This is a genomic window from Williamsia sp. D3, from assembly GCF_000506245.1.
GTDB lineage: Bacteria > Actinomycetota > Actinomycetes > Mycobacteriales > Mycobacteriaceae > Williamsia > Williamsia muralis.
In genome coordinates this window covers 109,729-129,191 of sequence record NZ_AYTE01000018.1, presented here as the reverse complement: position 1 = coordinate 129,191, position 19,463 = coordinate 109,729, and the positions used below count along the sequence as shown (strand labels likewise).

Genomic DNA, 19,463 nt, shown 5'->3' with positions numbered 1-19,463 from the left:
CTGACTCAGATCGTCCACGCGGTGTTCCGTCCCCAACCGTATGTGGCCTGGTGAAGGAGCCGTCGCGCGAGCGGCGGTTTCCTACCGTCCGAAACCTGCGTCTCGCAGAGCCTGTGCCAGTGAACCGTTCGACGGCGCCGCCGCCGGCTTTCCGGTTGTGTTGTCGCGCTTCGGCTTTCTCGGCTGACCGGCGTTCTTGGGCCGTCGTTGCCCCTGCCCACCCGGGCGATTGTCGGACGTACCGCCGGAACGAGGCGTGTCGTCGTCGAGTCGGAGGGTCAGTCCGATTCGCTGGCGTTCGACGTCGACCTCCAACACCTTCACCCTCACCACCTGTCCCGACTTCACGACCTCGTGCGGATCGGAGACGAACCGGTTGGCCATCGCCGACACATGCACCAATCCGTCCTGGTGCACGCCGACGTCGACGAAAGCCCCGAACGCAGCGACGTTGGTCACCACACCTTCGAGGACCATTCCCGGTTTGAGGTCGGCAACCTTCTCGACACCCGCGGCAAACGTCGCAGTGGTGAATGCCGGTCGCGGGTCGCGGCCGGGCTTCTCGAGTTCGGCGAGAATGTCCGAGATCGTGGGTATCCCGAATCGTTCGTCGGCGAAGTCGGCCGGACGGATCGATCGGAGGGTGCGCTCGTTGCCGATGAGTTCGGCCAAGGTCACGCCTGATCGGTCCAGGATGCTGCGGACCACCGGGTAGGCCTCGGGGTGGACACCCGACGCATCGAGAGGGTCGTCGCCGTCGCGGATCCGAAGAAAACCGGCACACTGCTCAAAGGCTTTGGGACCCAAGCGAGGAACCTTCAGCAATGACTTACGACTGCGAAACGGGCCAGTGGTGTCGCGGTGAGCGACGATTGCCTCTGCCAGCGTTGTCGTCACCCCGGAAACGCGGGAGAGCAACGGCACGGATGCGGTGTTCAGATCAACGCCGACTGCGTTCACGGCGTCTTCCACCACCGCATTGAGGCTGCGTGCGAGAGTCCCCGGCGTGACGTCGTGCTGGTACTGGCCGACGCCGATCGACTTCGGTTCGATCTTGACCAGTTCGGCCAGTGGGTCTTGCAGTCGCCGCGCGATCGACACTGCACCTCGCAGCGATACATCCATGTCCGGCAGTTCATGTGAGGCGTATTCGGAGGCGGAATACACCGAGGCGCCCGCCTCGCTCACCATCGCCTTGGCCGGGGCGTCAACTCCCGAAGCCCGGATATCGGTGATCAACTCGGCGGCGAGGGCATCTGTTTCTCGTGAGGCGGTGCCGTTGCCCACTGCGACCAGTTCCACTTTGTGTCGTGCGACCAATGCCGCGAGTGTCGCCTTGGCGACGTCCCACTGCTTCTGGGGTTGATGTGGGTAGATCGCGCAGGTGTCGAGAACCTTGCCGGTTCCGTCGACCACCGCGACCTTCACGCCGGTGCGAAAACCCGGATCAAGTCCCAACGTCGTGCGTGCCCCGGCCGGTGCGGCGAGCAGCAGGTCGCCGAGATTTCGGGCGAACACAGCGACGGCGTCTTCTTCGGCGCGTGCACGCAGACGCACACGCGCGTCGACCATTGCGGTGATCATCAACTTGGTGCGCCACGACAACCGCGCGGTGCTCAGCAGCCACTGGGTCGCCGGGCCGGTGTTGGCTGTGTCGACGCCCAGGGCTGCCGCGGCGAGCGCCTGATAGCTCTCGTCGTCCCCACCGTCGAGGGTGAGTGACAGCGCCTCTTCCTTCTCGCCGCGCATCACGGCCAGCACGCGGTGGGAAGGCACCTTGTCCAACGGCTCAGAGAAGTCGAAATAGTCCCGGAACTTCTGCGCGGCAGCACTTTTCGCCACCTCCTCAGTTCTCGCCGTGGTGCGTAGCGATCCTTCGGCCCAGAACTTCTCGCGAATCGTGCCCACGAGTTCGGCATCCTCTGAGATGCGCTCGGTGAGGATGTGACGGGCGCCCTCGAGAGCAGCCGCGACGTCGGCGACAGCCTCTGAAACATACCCGGCGGCAACGTCCTCGGGCACAACACTCGGGTCGGAGACCAGTCGATCCGCGAGTGGTTCGAGCCCGTTCTCCCGCGCTATCTGCGCCTTCGTCCGGCGCTTGGGCTTGTACGGGAGGTAGATGTCTTCGACACGGGACTTGGTCTCGGCGCCATTGAGCGCAGCCTTCAACTCATCGGTGAGCTTGCCCTGCTCGGCGATGGACGACAACACCGCGGCCCGACGCTCGTCCAGTTCGCGCAAGTAGCGAAGGCGCTCCTCAAGCGTACGCAGTTGAGCGTCATCCAGGCTGCCGGTCACCTCTTTGCGATAGCGAGCGATGAACGGCACCGTAGAGCCTTCGTCGAGCAGCCGGACAGCGGCCGCCACCTGCGCTTCCCGGACCGCCAGTTCTTCGGCGATGCGGGTGTTCACGGACTTCACGGGTTGGCTCGAATTCACTAGCAGAACCCTACCCAACGATCAGCCGAGTCCGATCTCGATGGTCGGTGTGTCGGGCTGGGGGTGGGACGTATGGCCACTGTCGCGTGGCGACACCTCGGTGGCTCACCCAGTCGAGAACATGTCCGTCGAACTCAGTACCGCACAGACCACAGCGGGGAGTCTTGCAGTCGTCGGGTGGGGGTCGCGGTGAGCAGGTCGAATCGGTGCGGGTCGGAGGTGACGGCTGCGGCGGCCCCCTCGACAGCCGATCTCGTTCCACTCGGGCCCGAGGTGAACACCAGATACGCATTGCCCGCTCGTGCAGTGTGCACCTCGGCGACCACTTCTCCTGTCTGAACAGGCGCCAGACGACTGCGCAGCAAGCTCAACCAGTGAGCGGAGGACATGGTCGTGTCGACGACCCGAGCATGCACGATCACGGGTTCGCCGCGACCATCACGGTTGCCGGCGTTGTTGTCCACCGGCCACCTCCGTGCTCGCCTCAATGACCCGACCCCTCGACGGATCGCTGAGGATGTTCTCTCCACCTCGTCCCTCAGCCCACGTGCCTCAGACAACTTCTCCCCCTGCCAGTTTGAGAAATCACCTGTCCCTGCGCACCCGCGGTTCGTGCATTCTTGCGATTCCCTGTCGGCAAGAACCCGGCACCATATGATCGGCACCCACGCGCATCAATGCAGTCAACCTGTCGGGAAACGCCCGCTGAACTACGCCATGCATTCCTTGCGATCGAACTCGGAACCCCAGAGTTCGAGAAAATCCTCCCGGCTGGGAGCGCAAAAGTGATCTTAAGGGACATTGTTGAGGGGCTGCAACAAAATTAACTATCTGTCTTTTGTTCGCTGATAGAGCGGAGGATATGCAATCGCTGAATTCACGAGTCACCACGGAAGGTGCAGACGGAAGTGACGGACAACTGCGGTTTGCACCGCACCTGCATCCGGGCCCAGCCACGCGGAGAGGTGGCTCCCCACGTCAATTGTCATCAATCGACTGTTGGGCAGCGAATCGGTTGCGTGAACGGATTGTTCAAACGGGACATCCGCATCGGTTCGGGCATGCACCAGTAGCACAGGTGCGGTGACGGCGTCCAAGGGTAGGTCGAGTGTGCGAAACTGCTCGAAGTCGTTGTTGAATCCCGCTTTCCGGTTCCCGGTCACCGTGCTGAACAGTTGCGTCGCAAATTGCCGCTGCCCGGGGTCCGACATGATCTGAGCAGTCAGCTGTTTCGCTTGCGAGCGAGTCATGTCACCTTCGCCGGCAATCAGCGTCGAGATCGCGGTGGCGGCCGCCTTGTCGACGAGAGCGTTCGCGAACCACGTACCGAGCCGGGTGAAAAGCATTCTCTCCTCGCCCATCTCGAGCCGGCCACGTAACGTTCGAGCAGGATCGAACGTCGTACTGACGCCGGCGATGACCGCGACGGCTGCCACACGGCCAGGATGGGCGGCCGCCAGCTCATAGCTGACCGGCCCGCCGCCCGACCAGCACATGACACCGAACCGGTCGATACCCAATGTCGACATGAGCTCGGCCACCTGGTCCGCTTGCGCTGACGGAGTCCGATTGCGTTCTGCCAGTGGAGTGTTCAGATACCCGGGCCGCGAGATGGCGATGATTCGATGATGACCTGCCAGGAACCTGCTCATGAGGACACCTTGATCGCAGCCGCCAGGCGAGCCGTGCAGAAACAGCATTGGCGGGCCGGCGCCTGTATCGGTGTACTCGATCGGCCCCTGCGAGGTGTCTGCAACGACAGCTGCCACGTCCGCCTTGTCCTGACCGTGTCGCGCCATGTCGCGGCTCCTTCACCGAGTCAGCACTTGCAAGGACAGTAACGCGCTCCAGCACTCGTAGGGCGCCGAACCGGCGTGCCCGTACGGCTCGTCTTATCCCGTGGCGTCAGACCCACATCGGATGAGAGGCTGTGAATCACTTCCAGGAGGTGAGTCCCATCGACCGGCCACATCAGAATGATCAGACCCGGCGTCTGATGCACGCGTTGCATGACGCTGACTCGTCGACTCGCTTGCGAACGGCGCTCGCAGCGGGCACCGAGCCGCACGCTGAGTTTGTCAGCGTTCTGGTGGAGTGCTGCGCGTTCGAGTCGGACTTCTACGTCCGGGACATGCTGACGTGGGCACTGACCCGCCATCCTGCTGAGATCGTCGTCCCGCTCCTGCTGGCCGAGCTGCATTCCACGACGGCGCAGGCCCGCAGTCAGGCCTTGCACACCTTGTCGAAGATCGGCGATCGCGCGACATGGGCTGACATACCCCTCGACCTCGTGCACGATGCCGACGACGAGGTGGCCCGAGCGGCGTGGCGTGCCGTTGTTGTCCTGGTTCCCGACGGGCACGAACACACCGTGGCGCTTGAGCTCGCCGCGGAACTCGGTCGCGGCGACCGTGAAACTCAACGGAGTCTCAGCCGGGCGCTGATCGAACTCGGCGACACAGTTCCCGGCATCCTCGAGACCGCAAGCGAGAGCAGCAATCCCGCGGTACGCGCTCACGCCAGGGCGACCCAACGCCTCTGGGATGACCCTGACAGCGCATTCACTGTGACAGTCGAGGATGCCAAGAAAATCGCCAACGCCGGACCGCTGCCGGACCAGGACGCATAGCCCGACCCGGGGGCCGCCACGCAGCTACCACCGGCGCAGCCCGATGAGACCATGACAGGGCTTGAGCACTTGAGGAGATCGTGCCGGAAGGGTAGACCGAACAGGTGCCGGAACTGCCAGAGGTCGAAAACGCGAGACAGGTCGTCGAGAAGGCGCTGAATCGCGTCATTGTCGACATCGACGACACCGACACGTTCGAGTGCCGTCCGCATCGGCCGGGCGAGATCGCGGGGGCACTGAAGGGCGGCAAGCTGACCGATGCCCGTCGCCGGGGCAAGGCCATGTGGTGCGAGACGGCGATCGCCGACGGCTCCGCTGGTCCGACGCTTGGTATTCACCTCGGCATGGGCGGGCGAATCATCGTCACCGCACCCGACGGCGACCAGACCTCACGGTACGGCGGCGGGGACCCGCACGTCGGTGAACGCGACACCGACAAGCCTGAATGGACGCGCTTCGCCATGACGTTCGAAGACGGAGGTCAACTCAGGCTCTTCGACAAACGCCGCCTCGGCAGGGTACGCCTCGAGCCGGACATCGACGCGCTCGGACCCGATGCGGCTGAGATCTCGCGGGAGGATTTCCGTCGTCGAATCGGTTCCAGCGGAGCACCTCTCAAGGCAAGGCTGCTCGATCAGGCCGCGATCGCCGGCGTCGGCAATCTCCTGGCCGATGAAGTCCTGTGGCAGAGTGCGCAGTCACCGGCGCGGCGCTGCAAAACCCTGACAACCGACGAACTCGACGAGCTGCGTGTCGTCCTGCGCCGCGCCATCCGATCTGCGATCAACCAGGGCGGTGTCCACACCGGCGAGATCATCCCTTATCGCAAATCCGACGCCGTGTGCCCTCGATGCGGTGCACCGATGGCGCGGGGCACGGTGGGCGGACGCACGACGTGGTGGTGTTCGAAGGAACAGTCGTGACCTCCGGATCCGCATGGCGATAGATCGGAATATGCAGTGACAGACTTCGACACGCTGGTCGTCGGTGCCGGGATAGCCGGACTGACCGCCGCACGAATCCTCTCGGGAGAGGGTAGGCGCGTGGTGATCTTGGAAGCTCGCGATCGGGTCGGCGGACGGGTCTGGACGTCGCGTGCCGACGGCGACGTCATCGACTACGGCGCATCGTGGATACACGGGGTCGACAACAACCCGGTTGCCGACGCAGTCGACGCTTTCGGCATGCGCACCGTGGAGTTCACCGTGGGCAGCTTTCAACCGGGCGGGCGGCCAATCGCCTACTACTCCCCCGCCGGCACCCGGATGAATGCCGAGGGCACGGCGCGTTTTGTGTCCGACATCCATCGGTTCGACGAACAGTTCAGACTCACCGTCGCCGCTTCGGAGCCGGGTACGTCGTATGGCGCGGCAGTTGAAGTCGCTCTGGCGCAACTTGATTGGAGCAACGAACGCTCGATGCGCGTCCGCGAGTTCATGCGGCATCGGACCGAGGAACAACTCGGTGTGTGGCTCGACGACCTCGACGCACATGGGCTCGACGACGATGCGATCGAGGGAGCGGAAGTCGTCTTTCCCGACGGATATGACGTACTCGCCACCCGCCTTGCCGAGGGCCTCGACGTTCGACTCGAGCACGAGGTCACGCGAGTGCAGTGGGGGCAGGCCGGTGCCTCCGTCGACACCGGCCGCGGTCGATTATCTGCCGACCGGGTGGTGGTCACGGTGCCGCTCGGTGTGCTGAAGTCGCCGGAGTTCGTCTTTGATCCCCCGCTACCCGAGGCGCATGCAAAGGCTCTGGCCAGGCTCGGCATGAACGCCTTCGAGAAAGTGTTCTTGCAGTTCCCGCACAGGTTCTGGGATGAAGACGTCTACGCGATACGCCAACAAGGGGAAGCCGGCCGCTGGTGGCATTCTTGGTACGACGTGAGCTCGACGGCGGGTTCTCCGACCCTCCTGACCTTCGCCGCCGGCCCGTGTGCGCGAGAGACTCGCAAATGGTCGGACGCGCAGATCGCCGACTCCGTCCTCGAGGCTCTCCGAAAGCTGTACGGCGACCGCGTCATCGAACCCGAGCGGGTACACGTCACGCGGTGGCAGGACGACCCGTACTCGCGGGGTTCGTACTCCTACATGGCAGTGGGCTCGGACCGCCTCGATCACGACCATCTGGCCATCCCGATCGACGATGTGCTGCATCTGGCGGGCGAGGCAACCTGGACCGACGATCCATCGACGGTGACCGGTGCATTGAAGTCAGGCCATCGTGCGGCGGAGCAGATCCTGGGTCGTGCTGTCCCGTTCGAGAAGATCTGGGCCGAGCCCGGGCACTGAAAAGGCGGCTCCGGATTTCTCCGGAACCGCCTTGACCCTTGCATCACTGTCGGGCTGACAGGATTTGAACCTGCGACCACTTGACCCCCAGTCAAGTGCGCTACCAAACTGCGCCACAGCCCGTTGCTGATCCGTGAGGAGCAGCGTCAGAAGACTATCTGACGGGCGGCCTCCGATGCCAATCGGTTCCCGGAGTGCCGCCCATCAGCTACTTCTTGCGCTCTCGCTTCTCGCGAACGCGCACGTTCACCCGGACAGGTGAGCCGTCGAAGTTGAAGGCTTCCCGCAGCTTGCGCTCCAGGAACCGGCGATAACCGGCCTCCAGGAACCCCGTGGTGAAGAACACAAACGTCGGCGGCCTGGTGGCCGCCTGGGTGGCGAACATGACCCTGGGTAGCCGGCCTCCGCGCATGGGCGGCGGTGTCTCGGCGATCACGGCCTTGAGCCACGTGTTGAGCTGCCCGGTGGATACTCGCTTGTCCCATGACTCCAGCGCGGTCTCCAGCGCCGGCACAAGCTTTTGGACGGCGCGTCCCGTGTGCGCGGAGATGTTGACCGTCCGCGCCCAGGGCACGCGCGACAGGTCGCGGTCGATCTCCTTCTCCAACTGCGTCCGGCGATCCTCGTCGACCAGGTCCCACTTGTTGAAGGCGATCACCAGAGCACGGCCGGCCTCGATGATCATCGTGAGGACACGCTGGTCTTGCTCGGTGATCGGTTCGGACGCGTCGATGAGCAGCACGGCGACTTCTGCTGCCTCGATGGCCGAACGGGTACGCAGCGAGGCGTAGAACTCGTGTCCGCTCGACTGCTGCACCTTTTTGCGCAGGCCGGCAGTGTCGACGAAGTTCCAGATCTTGCCGCCCAGCTCGACCAACTCGTCGACCGGGTCGACGGTGGTTCCGGCAACGTTGTCGACAACCGCCCGATCTTCCCCGGTCAGTTTGTTCATGAGAGAGCTCTTGCCCACGTTGGGCTTGCCCACCAACGCAACTCGGCGCGGACCACCGGTGAGAACGGATTCTCGGGGGGTCTCGGGCAGCGCCTCCAGGATCCGGTCGAGCAGATCGCCGGTGCCACGACCGTGAGCTGCGGACACCGTGAACGGCTCCCCCAGACCCAGCGACCACAACGACGCGGCTTCCGATACGAGGCGTTCGTCATCAACCTTGTTGGCTGCCAGCAGCACTGGGGTCTTCGACCGCCGCAGCACCTTGGCAACCGCTTCGTCGGTGGTGGTGGCACCGACCGTGGCATCCACGACGAGAACGATCGCGTCGGCCGTCTTCATCGCGACCTCGGCCTGGCGGGCCACCGACTGCGCCATCCCTTTGGCGTCCGGTTCCCAACCGCCGGTGTCCTGCACCAGGAACCGGCGACCGGCCCAGGAGGCGTCGTACGACACGCGGTCGCGTGTCACCCCGGGCACATCCTCCACAACCGCCTCGCGGCGACCGAGGATGCGGTTGACGAGCGAAGACTTACCCACGTTCGGGCGTCCGACGATGGCGACCGTCGGAACGGCAAGTGGGGCGCCGTCGTCGTCCACATCGGCGAACTCACTCAGGTCCCATTCGGCTTCATCTGTCCATATGCCGTCAGACGACGGCGCGGCCCCATCAAAAGTGTCACTCATGCTTTTACCTCAATCCGGTTACGCGCCAACTCGACCAGCTTGGCGATAACCTCTTCGATGCCCAGATCGGTGGTGTCGACCTGGACCGCATCGTCCGCGGGCCGCAACGGCGACGTCGCTCGTGTGGAATCCAGATGATCCCGACGGATCACGTCGTCAAGAACCGTTTGGTAGTCGCTTTTCATTCCCGCGGCGGTGTTCTGATCATGTCGGCGCTGCGCCCGCGCCTCCGGCGACGCCGTGAGAAAGATCTTCAACGTGGCGTCCGGAAACACCACGGTGCCGATGTCGCGGCCTTCCAGAACGCTGAGCCCACTCTGCGCGAGGTCGCGTTGTGCCTGGACCAGCCGCGTGCGTACTGCGGGTACCGCCGACACCGCAGACACTGCACGCGTCACCGCGTCGCTCCGGATCTCGTCGGTCACATCCTCGCCGTCCATCATGACGATCTGCGCTTGCGGATCGTTGGTGACGGAGATGGCGAGGTCGTCGGTGGCCTTGTCGATCGATTCCGGGTCATCCAGCGACGCGCCGGCGCGAAGGGCCTTGAGCGTTGCCACCCGGTACATGGCCCCAGTGTCGATGTAGTTGCCGCCCAGCGCTGTTGCCACTCGACGGGAGACGCTCGACTTGCCGGTTCCGGCGGGACCGTCGATCGCTATCACGGCTCGTTCGGTTCCGGTCACATCCCCACCGCCTTGTACAGGGCACCGATCTCGTTGTTGCCCAGCACCCGCAACGTTCCCGGACGCTGCTCTCCGACGTTGACTGCGCCGATGTCGGTGCGTACCAAGCGGATCACCGGGTAACCGGCTTCATCGAGGAGGCGGCGCACAATCCGCTTGCGCCCTTCGTGCAGGGTCAGCTGCAGCAAGGAGATTCCCTCGTTCACGTCGAGCAGCGAGAACTTGTCGACCTTGGCCGGGCCGTCATCGAGCTCGATACCGTCGCGGAGGATCCTGCCCAGCGTGCGGTGCGCCTCACCGCGAACGGTGGCCATGTACGTCTTCGGCACCTCGAAGGACGGGTGCATCAACCGATGGGCGAGTTCACCGTCGTTGGTCAGCAAGATGAGACCCTCGGTGTCCGCGTCCAGACGGCCCACGTGAAAAAGCCTCTGCCCGGCCATGACTCGCTCGGCAACCAGATCACCGATGCAGGGACGACCGAAGTCATCTGCCATCGTCGACTGCCAGCCCTTGGGCTTGTTCAGCGCCAGGTACTGGTGTTCTTCGTTGACGACCACGCGCGCGCCATCCACTCGCACGACGGCTGTCTTGGGATCGATGCGAAGGCCCTGCTCCAGGACGATTTCACCGTCGACCTCGACCCGACCGGCGGCAATCAGCTCTTCGGCACCGCGTCGCGAGGCGACCCCGGACTGCGCGAGGACCTTTTGCAGCCGCATGCCGCCTTCGACGTACGTCGCACCATCGCCGCCGACATCCAACGGGTTCTGCTCGCGCGCCGGCTTTGCGTTGTTGAGCCGCACCTGGCCGCTCTTCACATCGGGTGCCGACCGCGGTTTGCCCTCGGGCCCAGCACCTTTGCGATGGCTCTTCCGGAATCGTTCGACGGCCGCACCCTGTCCGCGATGTGCGGGCTTACCGCCGCGCTCCCCCGCGGGCTTCCCACTGCGCTCAGCGCCGGGCCTACCCGCGCGCTCGCCGGTGGAACGGCCACGTTCTCCCGTGGGCCGTCCACCGCGTTCGTCTGACTGCCTGCCGGCACGGTCGGCACCGGGGCGTCCGCCTCGCTCGCCACGTTCTCCGGACGGCCTGCCGCCACGCTCTCCGGCCGGCCTGCCGCCACGATCGGCCGTCGGCCTGCCGCCTCGTTCACCTGCGGGGCGCTCTCGACGATCTCTCGATGGGCGCGCGCCGCGCTCGGCTGCGGGTTTACCGCCACGCTCGGATGACGAGCGTCCTCCGCGGTCGGGCTCGACCGAGTCCTCGAACCTCGAAGCGCGCCTCTTGCCCTTGTCTTTGTTTCTGTCCGGTCTGCCGTCTCGGCTAGCGGGTGCCATGCTTTTGTCCCTAATTCCCGTTGTCGTCAGTCGTCGTCAACGGTGATGTTGTTGGTCTTGTCCTTCAAGTCTGCCCTGCCACCTGCCAATTTGGCGAATCTCGGGTCGCTGTTGATCTCGTCACCGAGGGCGTCGATCACGTCCACATCGGGCAGCAGCGGCGCCAGATCCGGCAGCTCACCGAGCGAAGCGAGACCCAGACGCTCCAGGAACAGCTCCGTGGTGCGATACATCACCGCGCCCGAATCGACGTCGGTCCCCGCCTCACAGATCAGACCACGAGCGATCAAGGTACGGATGACCCCGTCGACGTTGACACCACGAACAGCACTGACACGAGATCGTGTGACCGGCTGTCGATAGGCGATGACGGCAAGCGTCTCCAACGCCGCCCGGGTCAGTTTTGAACGTGCGCCATCGAGGAGGAGCCGTTCAACGTACGGCGCGAAGTCGTTGCGGGTGTAGTACCGCCAGCCGTCCCCGGCAAACCGCAGGTCCATGCCACTGCGTCGCTCGGTCAGCTCTCGGCTCATCTGACGAAGAAGGGCATCCACCCGAGCGCTGGTCTCATCTAGCGCCGATGCCAGCTGCTCACTCGTGGCGGGTGTGTCGACCACAAGCAACATGGCTTCGAGCGCCGCCCGCATCTCGGGTTCGTCGAGGGTCTCCGCCTCAAAGAGTGCGTCCGATTCCACGGCCGAAACGCCGCCGTCTGGCTCATCCATAGTCTTCCGCCTTCACCACGATCGCCGCAGGATCTGAGATCTCCCCGGTCCAACTGACCCGCAAAGTACCGAGCGCCTCAGGTTGTTCGAATGCGACTGCACGTTCCCGGAACAATTCGAGCAGGGCCAGGAAACGGGCCACAACTCCGAGCCCTGAGTCACACTCGGCCACCAGATCGGTGAAACTCACCCACGCCCCCGCGCCGGCATTGCGCAAGATCTCACCGACTCGGGCGGCCTGTTCGGGAACCGAGATCTGTGAGACGTGTAGATGCCCGAGACCGACCTGGGGCACCGGTTTGGGGGTCATGGCCGCAACGGCCACCTCGGCGAACACCGCCGGGCTGACGCCGATCGCCACCTCGGGCAGCAACGACTCGAACTGCGGCTCCAGCGATACCGCGCGCGGATAACGTTGCAGCGCAGCAGCTTCCAGCTCGGCAAAAAGTGCAGCCACTTGTTTGTAAGCCCGATACTGCAGCAAGCGCGCGAAAAGTAGATCACGGGCTTCGAGCAGTGCGAGGTCTTCGTCGTTCTCCACCTCACCAGACGGCAGCAGTCGTGCCGCCTTGAGATCGAGCAAGGTGGCAGCCACCACGAGGAACTGGGTGGTCTGATCCAAGCCCATCTCGGTACCGAGCTGCTTGGTGTAGGCGATGAAGTCGTCTGTGACCTCGTGGAGCGCCACCTCGGTGACATCCATCCGGTGCTGGCCGATGAGGTTGAGGAGCAGGTCGAATGGGCCCTCGAAGTTGGTCAGTTTGACCTGGAAACCCGTTTTCTCCGGTGGTGCTTCTGTCATCACGACTAGCGGGTGCGGGCGATGACTTCGCGGGCCAGCGCTCGGTATGCGCGCGCACCCGCGGACTTCGGTGCCCATGACGTGATGGGTTCGCCCGCAACGCTGGTCTCGGGGAAGCGCACGGTGCGCGCGATCACGGTGTCGTACACCTTGTCCCCGAACACCTCGACAACGCGGGCCATCACCTCACGGGAATGCAGGGTGCGCGCATCGAACATGGTCACCAGGATGCCGCCGAGCTTGAGGCGCGGGTTGAGCCGATCACGCACTTTCTCGATGGTGTCGTTGAGCAGCGCCAGCCCACGAAGACTGAAGTACTCGCATTCCATCGGGATGATCACGGTATCGGCGCACGAGAGCGCATTGACGGTGAGCAAACCGAGTGACGGCTGGCAGTCGATGAGCACGTAGTCGTAGCGGTCGAGCAGGGGGTGCAAAGCGCGGCCCAGCGTGTGTTCACGGCCGACTTCGGTGACCAACTGGATCTCGGCCGCGGACAGATCGATGTTCGACGGGAGCAGGTCGAGGTTCTCGACCCGCGTGCGCATGAGCACCTCGTCCGCCGACACCTGCGGCGGGACCAGCATGTTGTGGACGGTCAGGTCGAGTTCGTGATGGGGTACGCCGAGCCCCGCCGACAACGCGCCCTGAGGGTCCAGGTCCACGAGCAACACGCGACGCCCGCACTCGGCGAGAGCGGCGCCCAGGTTGATGGTGGAGGTGGTCTTGCCGACCCCACCCTTCTGGTTGCAGACGGCAACCACCGTCGCCGGGCCGTGATGGTCGAGCGGCGCCGGTTCGGGCACCTCACGCACGGGGCGTCCGGTCGGACCCAATTCACTCGTTGGGCTGGGCTTCTCGCGATCGTGATCCCAGCCGCTCGGCGTCGTCTCGTCGTCGTTGTCGCCGCGCGAAGGCGTGGAGATCATCAATTGATGCGCGTCACGCCCGTGGCCTCGATCTGGTGGCTGTGGCGTTGTCACATCACGAGCCTAGTGGGTCGGCGCGACACGGCTGTGGAGGCTCACCGTCGCGGGCACAGCGGGACGTCCTCACCGGGCCCGCGGATGAGCCAAGGCATACACCTCACGCATGGTTCCGACCGTGACCAGCGTGTACACCTGCGTGGTGGTCACCGATGCGTGACCCAAGAGTTCCTGCACGACGCGTACGTCGGCGCCGCCGTCCAGCAGGTGGGTCGCGAAACTGTGTCGCAACGTGTGTGGTGAGACCGATTTGTCCAATCCTGCACGCGCCGCCGCGTCGACGAGCACCTGCCACGCACTCTGCCGACTCAACCGACCCCCGCGTGTGTTGAGGAACAACGCCGGGTTGAACCGCGAGACCAGCGCGGGTCGCCCCCGCACCAAGTAAGCGTCGAGTGCGGCGATGGCCGGCCTCCCGACCGGTACCACCCGCTCCTTGCCACCTTTGCCGCGGAGCAGAACGGACCGGGACTCGGTATCGATGTCGTCCACATCCAGAGTGACGGCCTCGGAGATCCGGGCCCCGCAGCTGTACAAGAGCTCCAGCAGTGCCCGGTCACGCAGCGGTCGCGGCCCGTCGGAGACGTCGTCTCCCCCGCTGGCGGCGAGGATCGCCAGCACTTCGTCCACCGGCAGGCTTTTGGGCAGTCGGCGCGGCGCCTTGGGTGGCGCGACGGCATGCGCGACGTTGGCCTGCACAAGCCCTTCGCCGGCGGCGAACTTGTGAAATCCTCTGGTGGCCACCAGGGTTCGAGCGATCGAGCTGTCCGCGAGTGGCGGTCGTTCCTTGTCCGGATCGCCACGACGCAACGCAACCAGGAACTCCCGGATGTCGGATTCGGTGACCTCGGCGAGCGAATCGATCCCCCGCTCGGCCAGATACTCCTGGTAACGCCGCAGATCTCTGGCATACGACTGCAAGGTGTTGGCGGCCGAGCCGCGCTCGACCTCCAGGTGATCCAGATACATCTGCACCTGGTCGGCGAGGGTCATGGCGCGGCCGGGCTCATGAGTCTCGAGAACGTCGAAGGCCCGACCGGCGGTCATGCTTGTGCAGCCTTGCGTTGAGCGAACGCGACAGGCCGGTCAGCCCAGGGCGCGTCGGTGCCGCGCAGCGAAACAGACCGCGCCCGGGCCGCAACCAGTGACAGGATGCCGCTCACCGCCGTCGAGTTGACTATTTCGCCCGAGAGCACTTTGTCCACTGCATCGTCGAGGCCGACCCACTGCATCTTCATGTCGGCTTCTTCGTCTTCGGGGTCTGGCCGCGGGACCTCCCGGATCCCCGTCGCAAGATATACGCGCAACGCCTCATCGGTGAATCCCGGTGAGACCGCCACATCGACCAACACGTTCCAGTTGTCGGCAGCCAAGCCGGTCTCTTCGACCAGTTCCCGCTTGGCCGCTTCCAACGGTGACTCGTTCGGCCCGGCGTCGAGCAGACCTGCGGGCAGTTCGAGCAGCCGACGACCGAGTGGATGCCGGTACTGCAAGACCAATGCGATCTCGTCTTTGTCGTTCACCGCGGCGATGGCGACCGCACCGTGGTGTTCGACCACCTCCCGCTTCGCTGTGCGGCCTCCCGGCATCTGGACCACGTCGAGCCGAAGGGCCACGATGGCGCCGCTGTACTGCAATTCGCTTCCAACGGTGCCGAACTCATGTGGCGACTGGCTCAAGCCCCGGCCTCCAGCACACCGGCCTCGGCAGCGGTGACGTCATCGAGATCGGCGGGATCCACGTCGTCATCGGGATGGATGTTCACCGGCAGTCGTTCGGCTGCCTTGTACCGCAGCGATGCCCGCACGAATGCACTGAACAATGGATGGGGGCGAGTGGGGCGGCTCTTGAGCTCCGGGTGCGCCTGCGTGCCCACCATGAACGGGTGCACCTCGCGCGGGTACTCGACGAACTCCACCAGGTGCCCGTCCGGTGAGGTACCCGAGAACACGAGGCCACTCTCTGCGATCTTGTCCCGGTAGGAATTGTTCACCTCGAACCGGTGGCGATGGCGTTCGGAGACCTCGACTGCGTTGTAGGCGGTGGCCACCACGGAACCGCGATCCAGCTTGGCGGGATAGCGCCCAGCCGCATGGTTCCGCCGAGGTCGGCTTCGCCGGCGACAGCCTGCTCCTGGTCAGCCATCGTCGAGATCACGGGGAACGGAGTCTCGGGGTCGAACTCGGTGGAACTGGCCTCATCGAGCCCGGCGGCTCGTGCGGCCTCGATCACGATGCACTGCAGACCGAGGCACAGACCCAGCAACGGGACGCCGTGGGTGCGCGCGAACCGCACAGCGCCCACCTTGCCCTCGATGCCCCGGATCCCGAACCCTCCGGGGATGAGGATGCCGTCCGCGCGGGCCAGCGCCGTCTTCGCGCCGTCATCCTCGGCACATTCGTCCGATTGCACCCAGACGAGGTTGACCTTCGCACGGTGGGCGAATCCGCCGGCCCGGATGGCCTCGGTCACCGACAGGTAGGCGTCGGGCAGCTCGACATACTTACCCACCAGCGCGATCGTCACCTCCTCGCGCGGCTCGTGAACCCGCTTGAGGAGTTCACCCCACACGGTCCAGTCGACGTCGCGGAACGGCAGACCGAGCTTGCGCACCACGTACGCATCGAGCTGCTCGGAGTGGAGCACCTTGGGGATGTCGTAGATGGACGGGGCGTCCGGTGTCGAGATGACGCCTTCGACCTCCACGTCGCACATGAGGGCGATCTTGTTCTTGAGGGGCTCGGGCACGTCGCGGTCGCAGCGCAGGATCAACGCGTCGGGCTGGATACCGATGTTGCGCAGGGCGGCCACCGAGTGCTGGGTGGGTTTGGTCTTGAGCTCACCCGACGGCGCCAGGTACGGCACCAGGGACACGTGCAGGAAGAACACGTTGTCGCGGCCGACATCGTGGCGGATCTGGCGAGCGGCCTCGATGAAAGGCTGCGACTCGATGTCACCGACGGTGCCCCCGATCTCGGTGATGACGACATCGGGGATCTCACCGTCGGCGTCGGCCTGGCTCATCGCCCGGACGCGGTTCTTGATCTCGTCGGTGATGTGCGGGATCACCTGAACCGTGTCGCCGAGGTATTCACCGCGACGTTCTTTCGCGATGACAGTCGAATAAACCTGTCCGGTGGTCACATTCGCGAAACCCGAGAGATCGCGGTCGAGGAATCGTTCGTAGTGACCGACGTCGAGGTCGGTCTCGGCGCCGTCTTCTGTGACGAACACCTCACCGTGCTGAAAAGGATTCATCGTGCCCGGATCCACGTTCAGGTAAGGATCGAGCTTCTGCATCGTGACGCGAAGGCCGCGAGCTGTGAGCAACTGGCCGAGGCTCGAAGCCGTCAGGCCCTTGCCGAGTGACGACGCGACGCCCCCGGTGACAAAGATGTGCTTTGTGCCTGAGCGCGCATGGCGTAGTGGTCGCAACGCTTCTTCCGTTCGGCTGGAGACGAAGCCGAGGGCGGGGCTTGACCATCGGCTAGGCGGCAAGAAAACCTTGCCTACCTACGGGACTCCACGGTAACACCAATGCGCACTTTTCTTCACCGCCGCGACACGGACCGCACGCTCGCCACCATCGGTATCCCGACCGTGGTGGCGAGCGCCCGTAGAGCGTCTGTCATTCCGGGGCGATGGCGGTGGCCCCTGGGCCGGTGCCGAATGCTCCCTGCTTGTTGCCGAGCTCGTCGGTGAGGGCCAGCACCGTGGTGATGCGTCCAGTGGCCTGATCGACGTTGTCGACGGTCGAGATCTTCGAGTTGAGCGATGGATCGGCCCGGACCACAGCGATGGGCGAGGAGCCTTCCGCCGACCCCGTTCGTCCGACCAGGACGGTGCCCGATCCCCGCTGGGCGAACGCCACGGCGAAGCGCCCGATCACTTGTCCGCGCGCTCCGGAGTCGTCCGCGAACTTGTTGCCTGTCACAACAATCGACAACTGGGCGGGCTTCACCGCGCCGTTGGCGTAGTCGACGAAACCTCCCTGCTTGAGCGCTGCCAGACCGGCGGTGGTGTCGCTCGACGAGACCTGCGGTTCGGCGTCCTCCGGCGACAGGTTCAGCAGCAGCCCGAGTAGATCACCTGCGCGCCCGCCGGAGTCTGTCAGTTCGGTCCGGAGTTCACTGCCGGGCGGAATGGACTGGTCGATGATCGACCGCATCTTCTCGGCATTCTGGTCACTGATGAACGCCTCTGTCAGAGCCAGCTGGCCGTTGAAGATCGCACCGGACTTGTTCAGGTTGTCTTTGACGGCCGCGATGTCACCCTCATCGGCGTTCGGAGTGGTGATGATGAGCACAGGGCGGTCCTTGAGGCTCCCGCCGAGCAACCGGCCCGCGATGGCGGCGTCGAAATTGTTCGCCGCGTTGAGATTACTGCTGAGTTGCTGATTCTCGTCTCGCAGTTGCTGCTCACGTTCATCCTGCGCATCGCTGGACGACCCGAAGGTGTCGGCGACGAAACCGGAGCCCAACACCACACCCACAGCCAGCGCCAGGAACACCGCGACCAGCGAAATGGCATGCTGGCGAAGCGAAATCACAGATCCCTCTTTCTCCCCGAGGTGCCGCACCCGAGTACGGGGCGGTACCGCGGACACATCGTGTCAATCATCGCCGGCAGCGGGTTCGACGTGGCCTTGCAGGCACTGGACCGAGGTGAGGTGTCACTCATTCCAGACCCGGGTGACCCAATCGGCCAGCCGGTCCCACTGATCTGCTGCCCAGTCGATCACCTCGGTGCCGGCGCTCGACATCAGAACCGCAACGATCAACGCGGTCAGTGCGGCCAGGATCAGCAGGGCCACCGCCGCACCCGAAACCCGTGAGCGGTACAGGGTGGCAACAGCTTTCGAGTCGACCAACTTGGGACCGACCTTGAGCCGCGTCAGGAACGTGGACGGGTTCGATTCCCGCAGGCTGCGGTCGAAGAACTCGTCGATGGATGCCGCGTGGCCGACGGTGACGATGAGAGCCGCTTCGTGATGGTTGACAAGCAGAAGCGCCAAGTCAGCGGCCGAGCCCGCCGCAGGGAAGGTCATGGCCCCGATACCGAGGTCCTGAATGCGCTCAAGCCCGGGGGCATGTCCGTCGGGGTCGGCCGGAAGCACCACCTGCGCGCCCGATTTGAGCGTTGCGGACTTCATACCTTCGGGGTCGCCGACCACCAGATCAGGACGGTAACCCATCTCCATCAACGTGTCGGCGCCACCTTCGACACCAACCATGAGCGGCTGGTATTCCTTGATGAACGGCTTGAGGCGCTTGAGGTCCGCGACGTGGTCGGGCCCGTCCGCGACCACCACTACGTGGCGGCCCTCGATGCGGATGTCGACATCCGGCACGCCCACTCCGTCGATGATCAACGGTGACTCGCTGCGGATGAACTCGATCGTGTTGCCGGAGAACGCCTCCAGATGATCGACCAGGCCTGTCTTGGCATCGATCATCAGATCCGCGATCTCGCGCTCGCCCAGTTCGGTGCCCTTGGCGAGCCGACGCTCACCGCTGTAGAGCCCGCCTTCGTCGATCCGGATCTTCGCGCCATCCTTGATGCGTTTGAACACCTCGACACCCACGTCGTCGATCAGGGTGATGCCGGAAGCCGCCAGCAGCTCGGGACCGAGGTTGGGGAACCGACCGGAGATGGACGGCGAGGCATTGACCACCGCCACCACGTCGGCGGCCACCAGCGCGTCCGCGGTGACGCGATCGAGGTCGACCTCGTCGAGGATCACGATGTCCCCGGGGCCGACTCTCGAGAGCAGTCGTTTGGTGTTCTTGTCGATCCTGGCGATACCGCTGATCCCAGGCAGAGTTTCGGTTGTGCGTGACAGCAGGGCAGGCATCTTCATGCGAGAAACACTGAACCACTACTCGACAGTTTTGGCGGAGGCGCGCCGTAACACACGCCACTT

Annotated in this window: 16 protein-coding genes, 1 tRNA gene and 1 pseudogene; 3 read left to right on the top strand and 15 right to left on the bottom strand. The window is 64.7% G+C overall.

Annotation, left to right across the window (positions count from 1 at the left end):
• Window positions 1-81 precede the first annotated feature (81 nt).
• From W823_RS42385 to W823_RS42375, 3 genes are all read right to left on the bottom strand, one after another.
• Window positions 82-2,424: a Tex family protein gene (locus tag W823_RS42385; protein WP_031332230.1), complete on the bottom strand. Its 2,343-nt coding sequence runs from the start codon at window positions 2,422-2,424 to the stop codon at window positions 82-84.
• Between the two features lie 152 nt (window positions 2,425-2,576).
• A complete protein-coding gene (locus W823_RS42380) occupies window positions 2,577-2,906 on the bottom strand; it encodes a hypothetical protein (protein ID WP_023957968.1) in 330 nt (109 codons plus the stop codon).
• Between the two features lie 420 nt (window positions 2,907-3,326).
• Window positions 3,327-4,241: an alpha/beta fold hydrolase gene (locus W823_RS42375; RefSeq protein ID WP_023957966.1), complete on the bottom strand. Its 915-nt coding sequence runs from the start codon at window positions 4,239-4,241 to the stop codon at window positions 3,327-3,329.
• 197 nt (window positions 4,242-4,438) lie between these two features.
• Between W823_RS42375 and W823_RS42370 the strand changes: the two genes are divergently transcribed.
• From W823_RS42370 to W823_RS42360, 3 genes are all read left to right on the top strand, one after another.
• Window positions 4,439-5,071, top strand: coding sequence for a HEAT repeat domain-containing protein (locus W823_RS42370; protein ID WP_051406509.1), 633 nt, complete (start codon window positions 4,439-4,441; stop codon window positions 5,069-5,071).
• A 104-nt stretch (window positions 5,072-5,175) separates the two neighbouring features.
• The gene (locus W823_RS42365) at window positions 5,176-5,994 is read left to right on the top strand and encodes a DNA-formamidopyrimidine glycosylase family protein (protein ID WP_023957962.1); all 819 of its coding nucleotides are present in this window, start codon (window positions 5,176-5,178) and stop codon (window positions 5,992-5,994) included.
• A gap of 36 nt (window positions 5,995-6,030) precedes the next feature.
• On the top strand, window positions 6,031-7,365 hold the full coding sequence (locus W823_RS42360) for an NAD(P)/FAD-dependent oxidoreductase (protein WP_023957960.1): 1,335 nt from the start codon (window positions 6,031-6,033) through the stop codon (window positions 7,363-7,365).
• 49 nt (window positions 7,366-7,414) lie between these two features.
• Here W823_RS42360 and W823_RS42355 read toward each other — a convergent pair.
• From W823_RS42355 to steA, 12 genes and pseudogenes are all read right to left on the bottom strand, one after another.
• Window positions 7,415-7,488, bottom strand: a tRNA-Pro gene (locus W823_RS42355).
• A gap of 85 nt (window positions 7,489-7,573) precedes the next feature.
• Window positions 7,574-9,001, bottom strand: coding sequence for a ribosome biogenesis GTPase Der (der, locus tag W823_RS42350; protein ID WP_023957958.1), 1,428 nt, complete (start codon window positions 8,999-9,001; stop codon window positions 7,574-7,576).
• The gene (gene cmk, locus W823_RS42345) at window positions 8,998-9,666 is read right to left on the bottom strand and encodes a (d)CMP kinase (protein ID WP_031332226.1); all 669 of its coding nucleotides are present in this window, start codon (window positions 9,664-9,666) and stop codon (window positions 8,998-9,000) included. Before cmk ends, der begins: the two co-directional genes overlap by 4 nt.
• Before the next feature lie 17 nt (window positions 9,667-9,683).
• Window positions 9,684-11,027 (bottom strand): pseudouridine synthase, encoded by a 1,344-nt coding sequence (locus W823_RS42340; RefSeq protein ID WP_023957954.1) that lies wholly within the window; start codon window positions 11,025-11,027, stop codon window positions 9,684-9,686.
• Window positions 11,028-11,053: 26 nt separating this feature from the next.
• Window positions 11,054-11,752: an SMC-Scp complex subunit ScpB gene (gene scpB, locus W823_RS42335; protein WP_023957952.1), complete on the bottom strand. Its 699-nt coding sequence runs from the start codon at window positions 11,750-11,752 to the stop codon at window positions 11,054-11,056.
• Entirely contained in the window at window positions 11,745-12,554 is an 810-nt protein-coding gene (locus tag W823_RS42330; protein WP_023957950.1) for a ScpA family protein, read from the bottom strand. The genes scpB and W823_RS42330 overlap by 8 nt, the downstream gene beginning before the upstream one ends.
• 5 nt (window positions 12,555-12,559) lie before the next feature.
• Window positions 12,560-13,483, bottom strand: a complete 924-nt coding sequence (locus W823_RS42325) for a ParA family protein (RefSeq protein WP_023957947.1) — start codon at window positions 13,481-13,483, stop codon at window positions 12,560-12,562.
• Window positions 13,484-13,606: 123 nt separating this feature from the next.
• Window positions 13,607-14,533 (bottom strand): site-specific tyrosine recombinase XerD, encoded by a 927-nt coding sequence (gene xerD, locus W823_RS42320; RefSeq protein ID WP_031332223.1) that lies wholly within the window; start codon window positions 14,531-14,533, stop codon window positions 13,607-13,609.
• Window positions 14,534-14,583: 50 nt separating this feature from the next.
• Window positions 14,584-15,219 carry an NUDIX hydrolase gene (locus W823_RS42315; RefSeq protein ID WP_023957943.1) on the bottom strand — a complete coding sequence of 212 codons (636 nt, stop codon included), beginning with the start codon at window positions 15,217-15,219 and terminating at the stop codon, window positions 14,584-14,586.
• Window positions 15,216-16,975, bottom strand: a pseudogene (locus tag W823_RS42310) (CTP synthase). Before W823_RS42310 ends, W823_RS42315 begins: the two are co-directional and overlap by 4 nt.
• A gap of 193 nt (window positions 16,976-17,168) precedes the next feature.
• Window positions 17,169-18,089 (bottom strand): copper transporter, encoded by a 921-nt coding sequence (locus W823_RS42305; RefSeq protein WP_030162450.1) that lies wholly within the window; start codon window positions 18,087-18,089, stop codon window positions 17,169-17,171.
• 123 nt (window positions 18,090-18,212) lie between these two features.
• Window positions 18,213-19,400 carry a putative cytokinetic ring protein SteA gene (gene steA, locus W823_RS42300; RefSeq protein ID WP_023957939.1) on the bottom strand — a complete coding sequence of 396 codons (1,188 nt, stop codon included), beginning with the start codon at window positions 19,398-19,400 and terminating at the stop codon, window positions 18,213-18,215.
• Window positions 19,401-19,463: the final 63 nt, after the last annotated feature.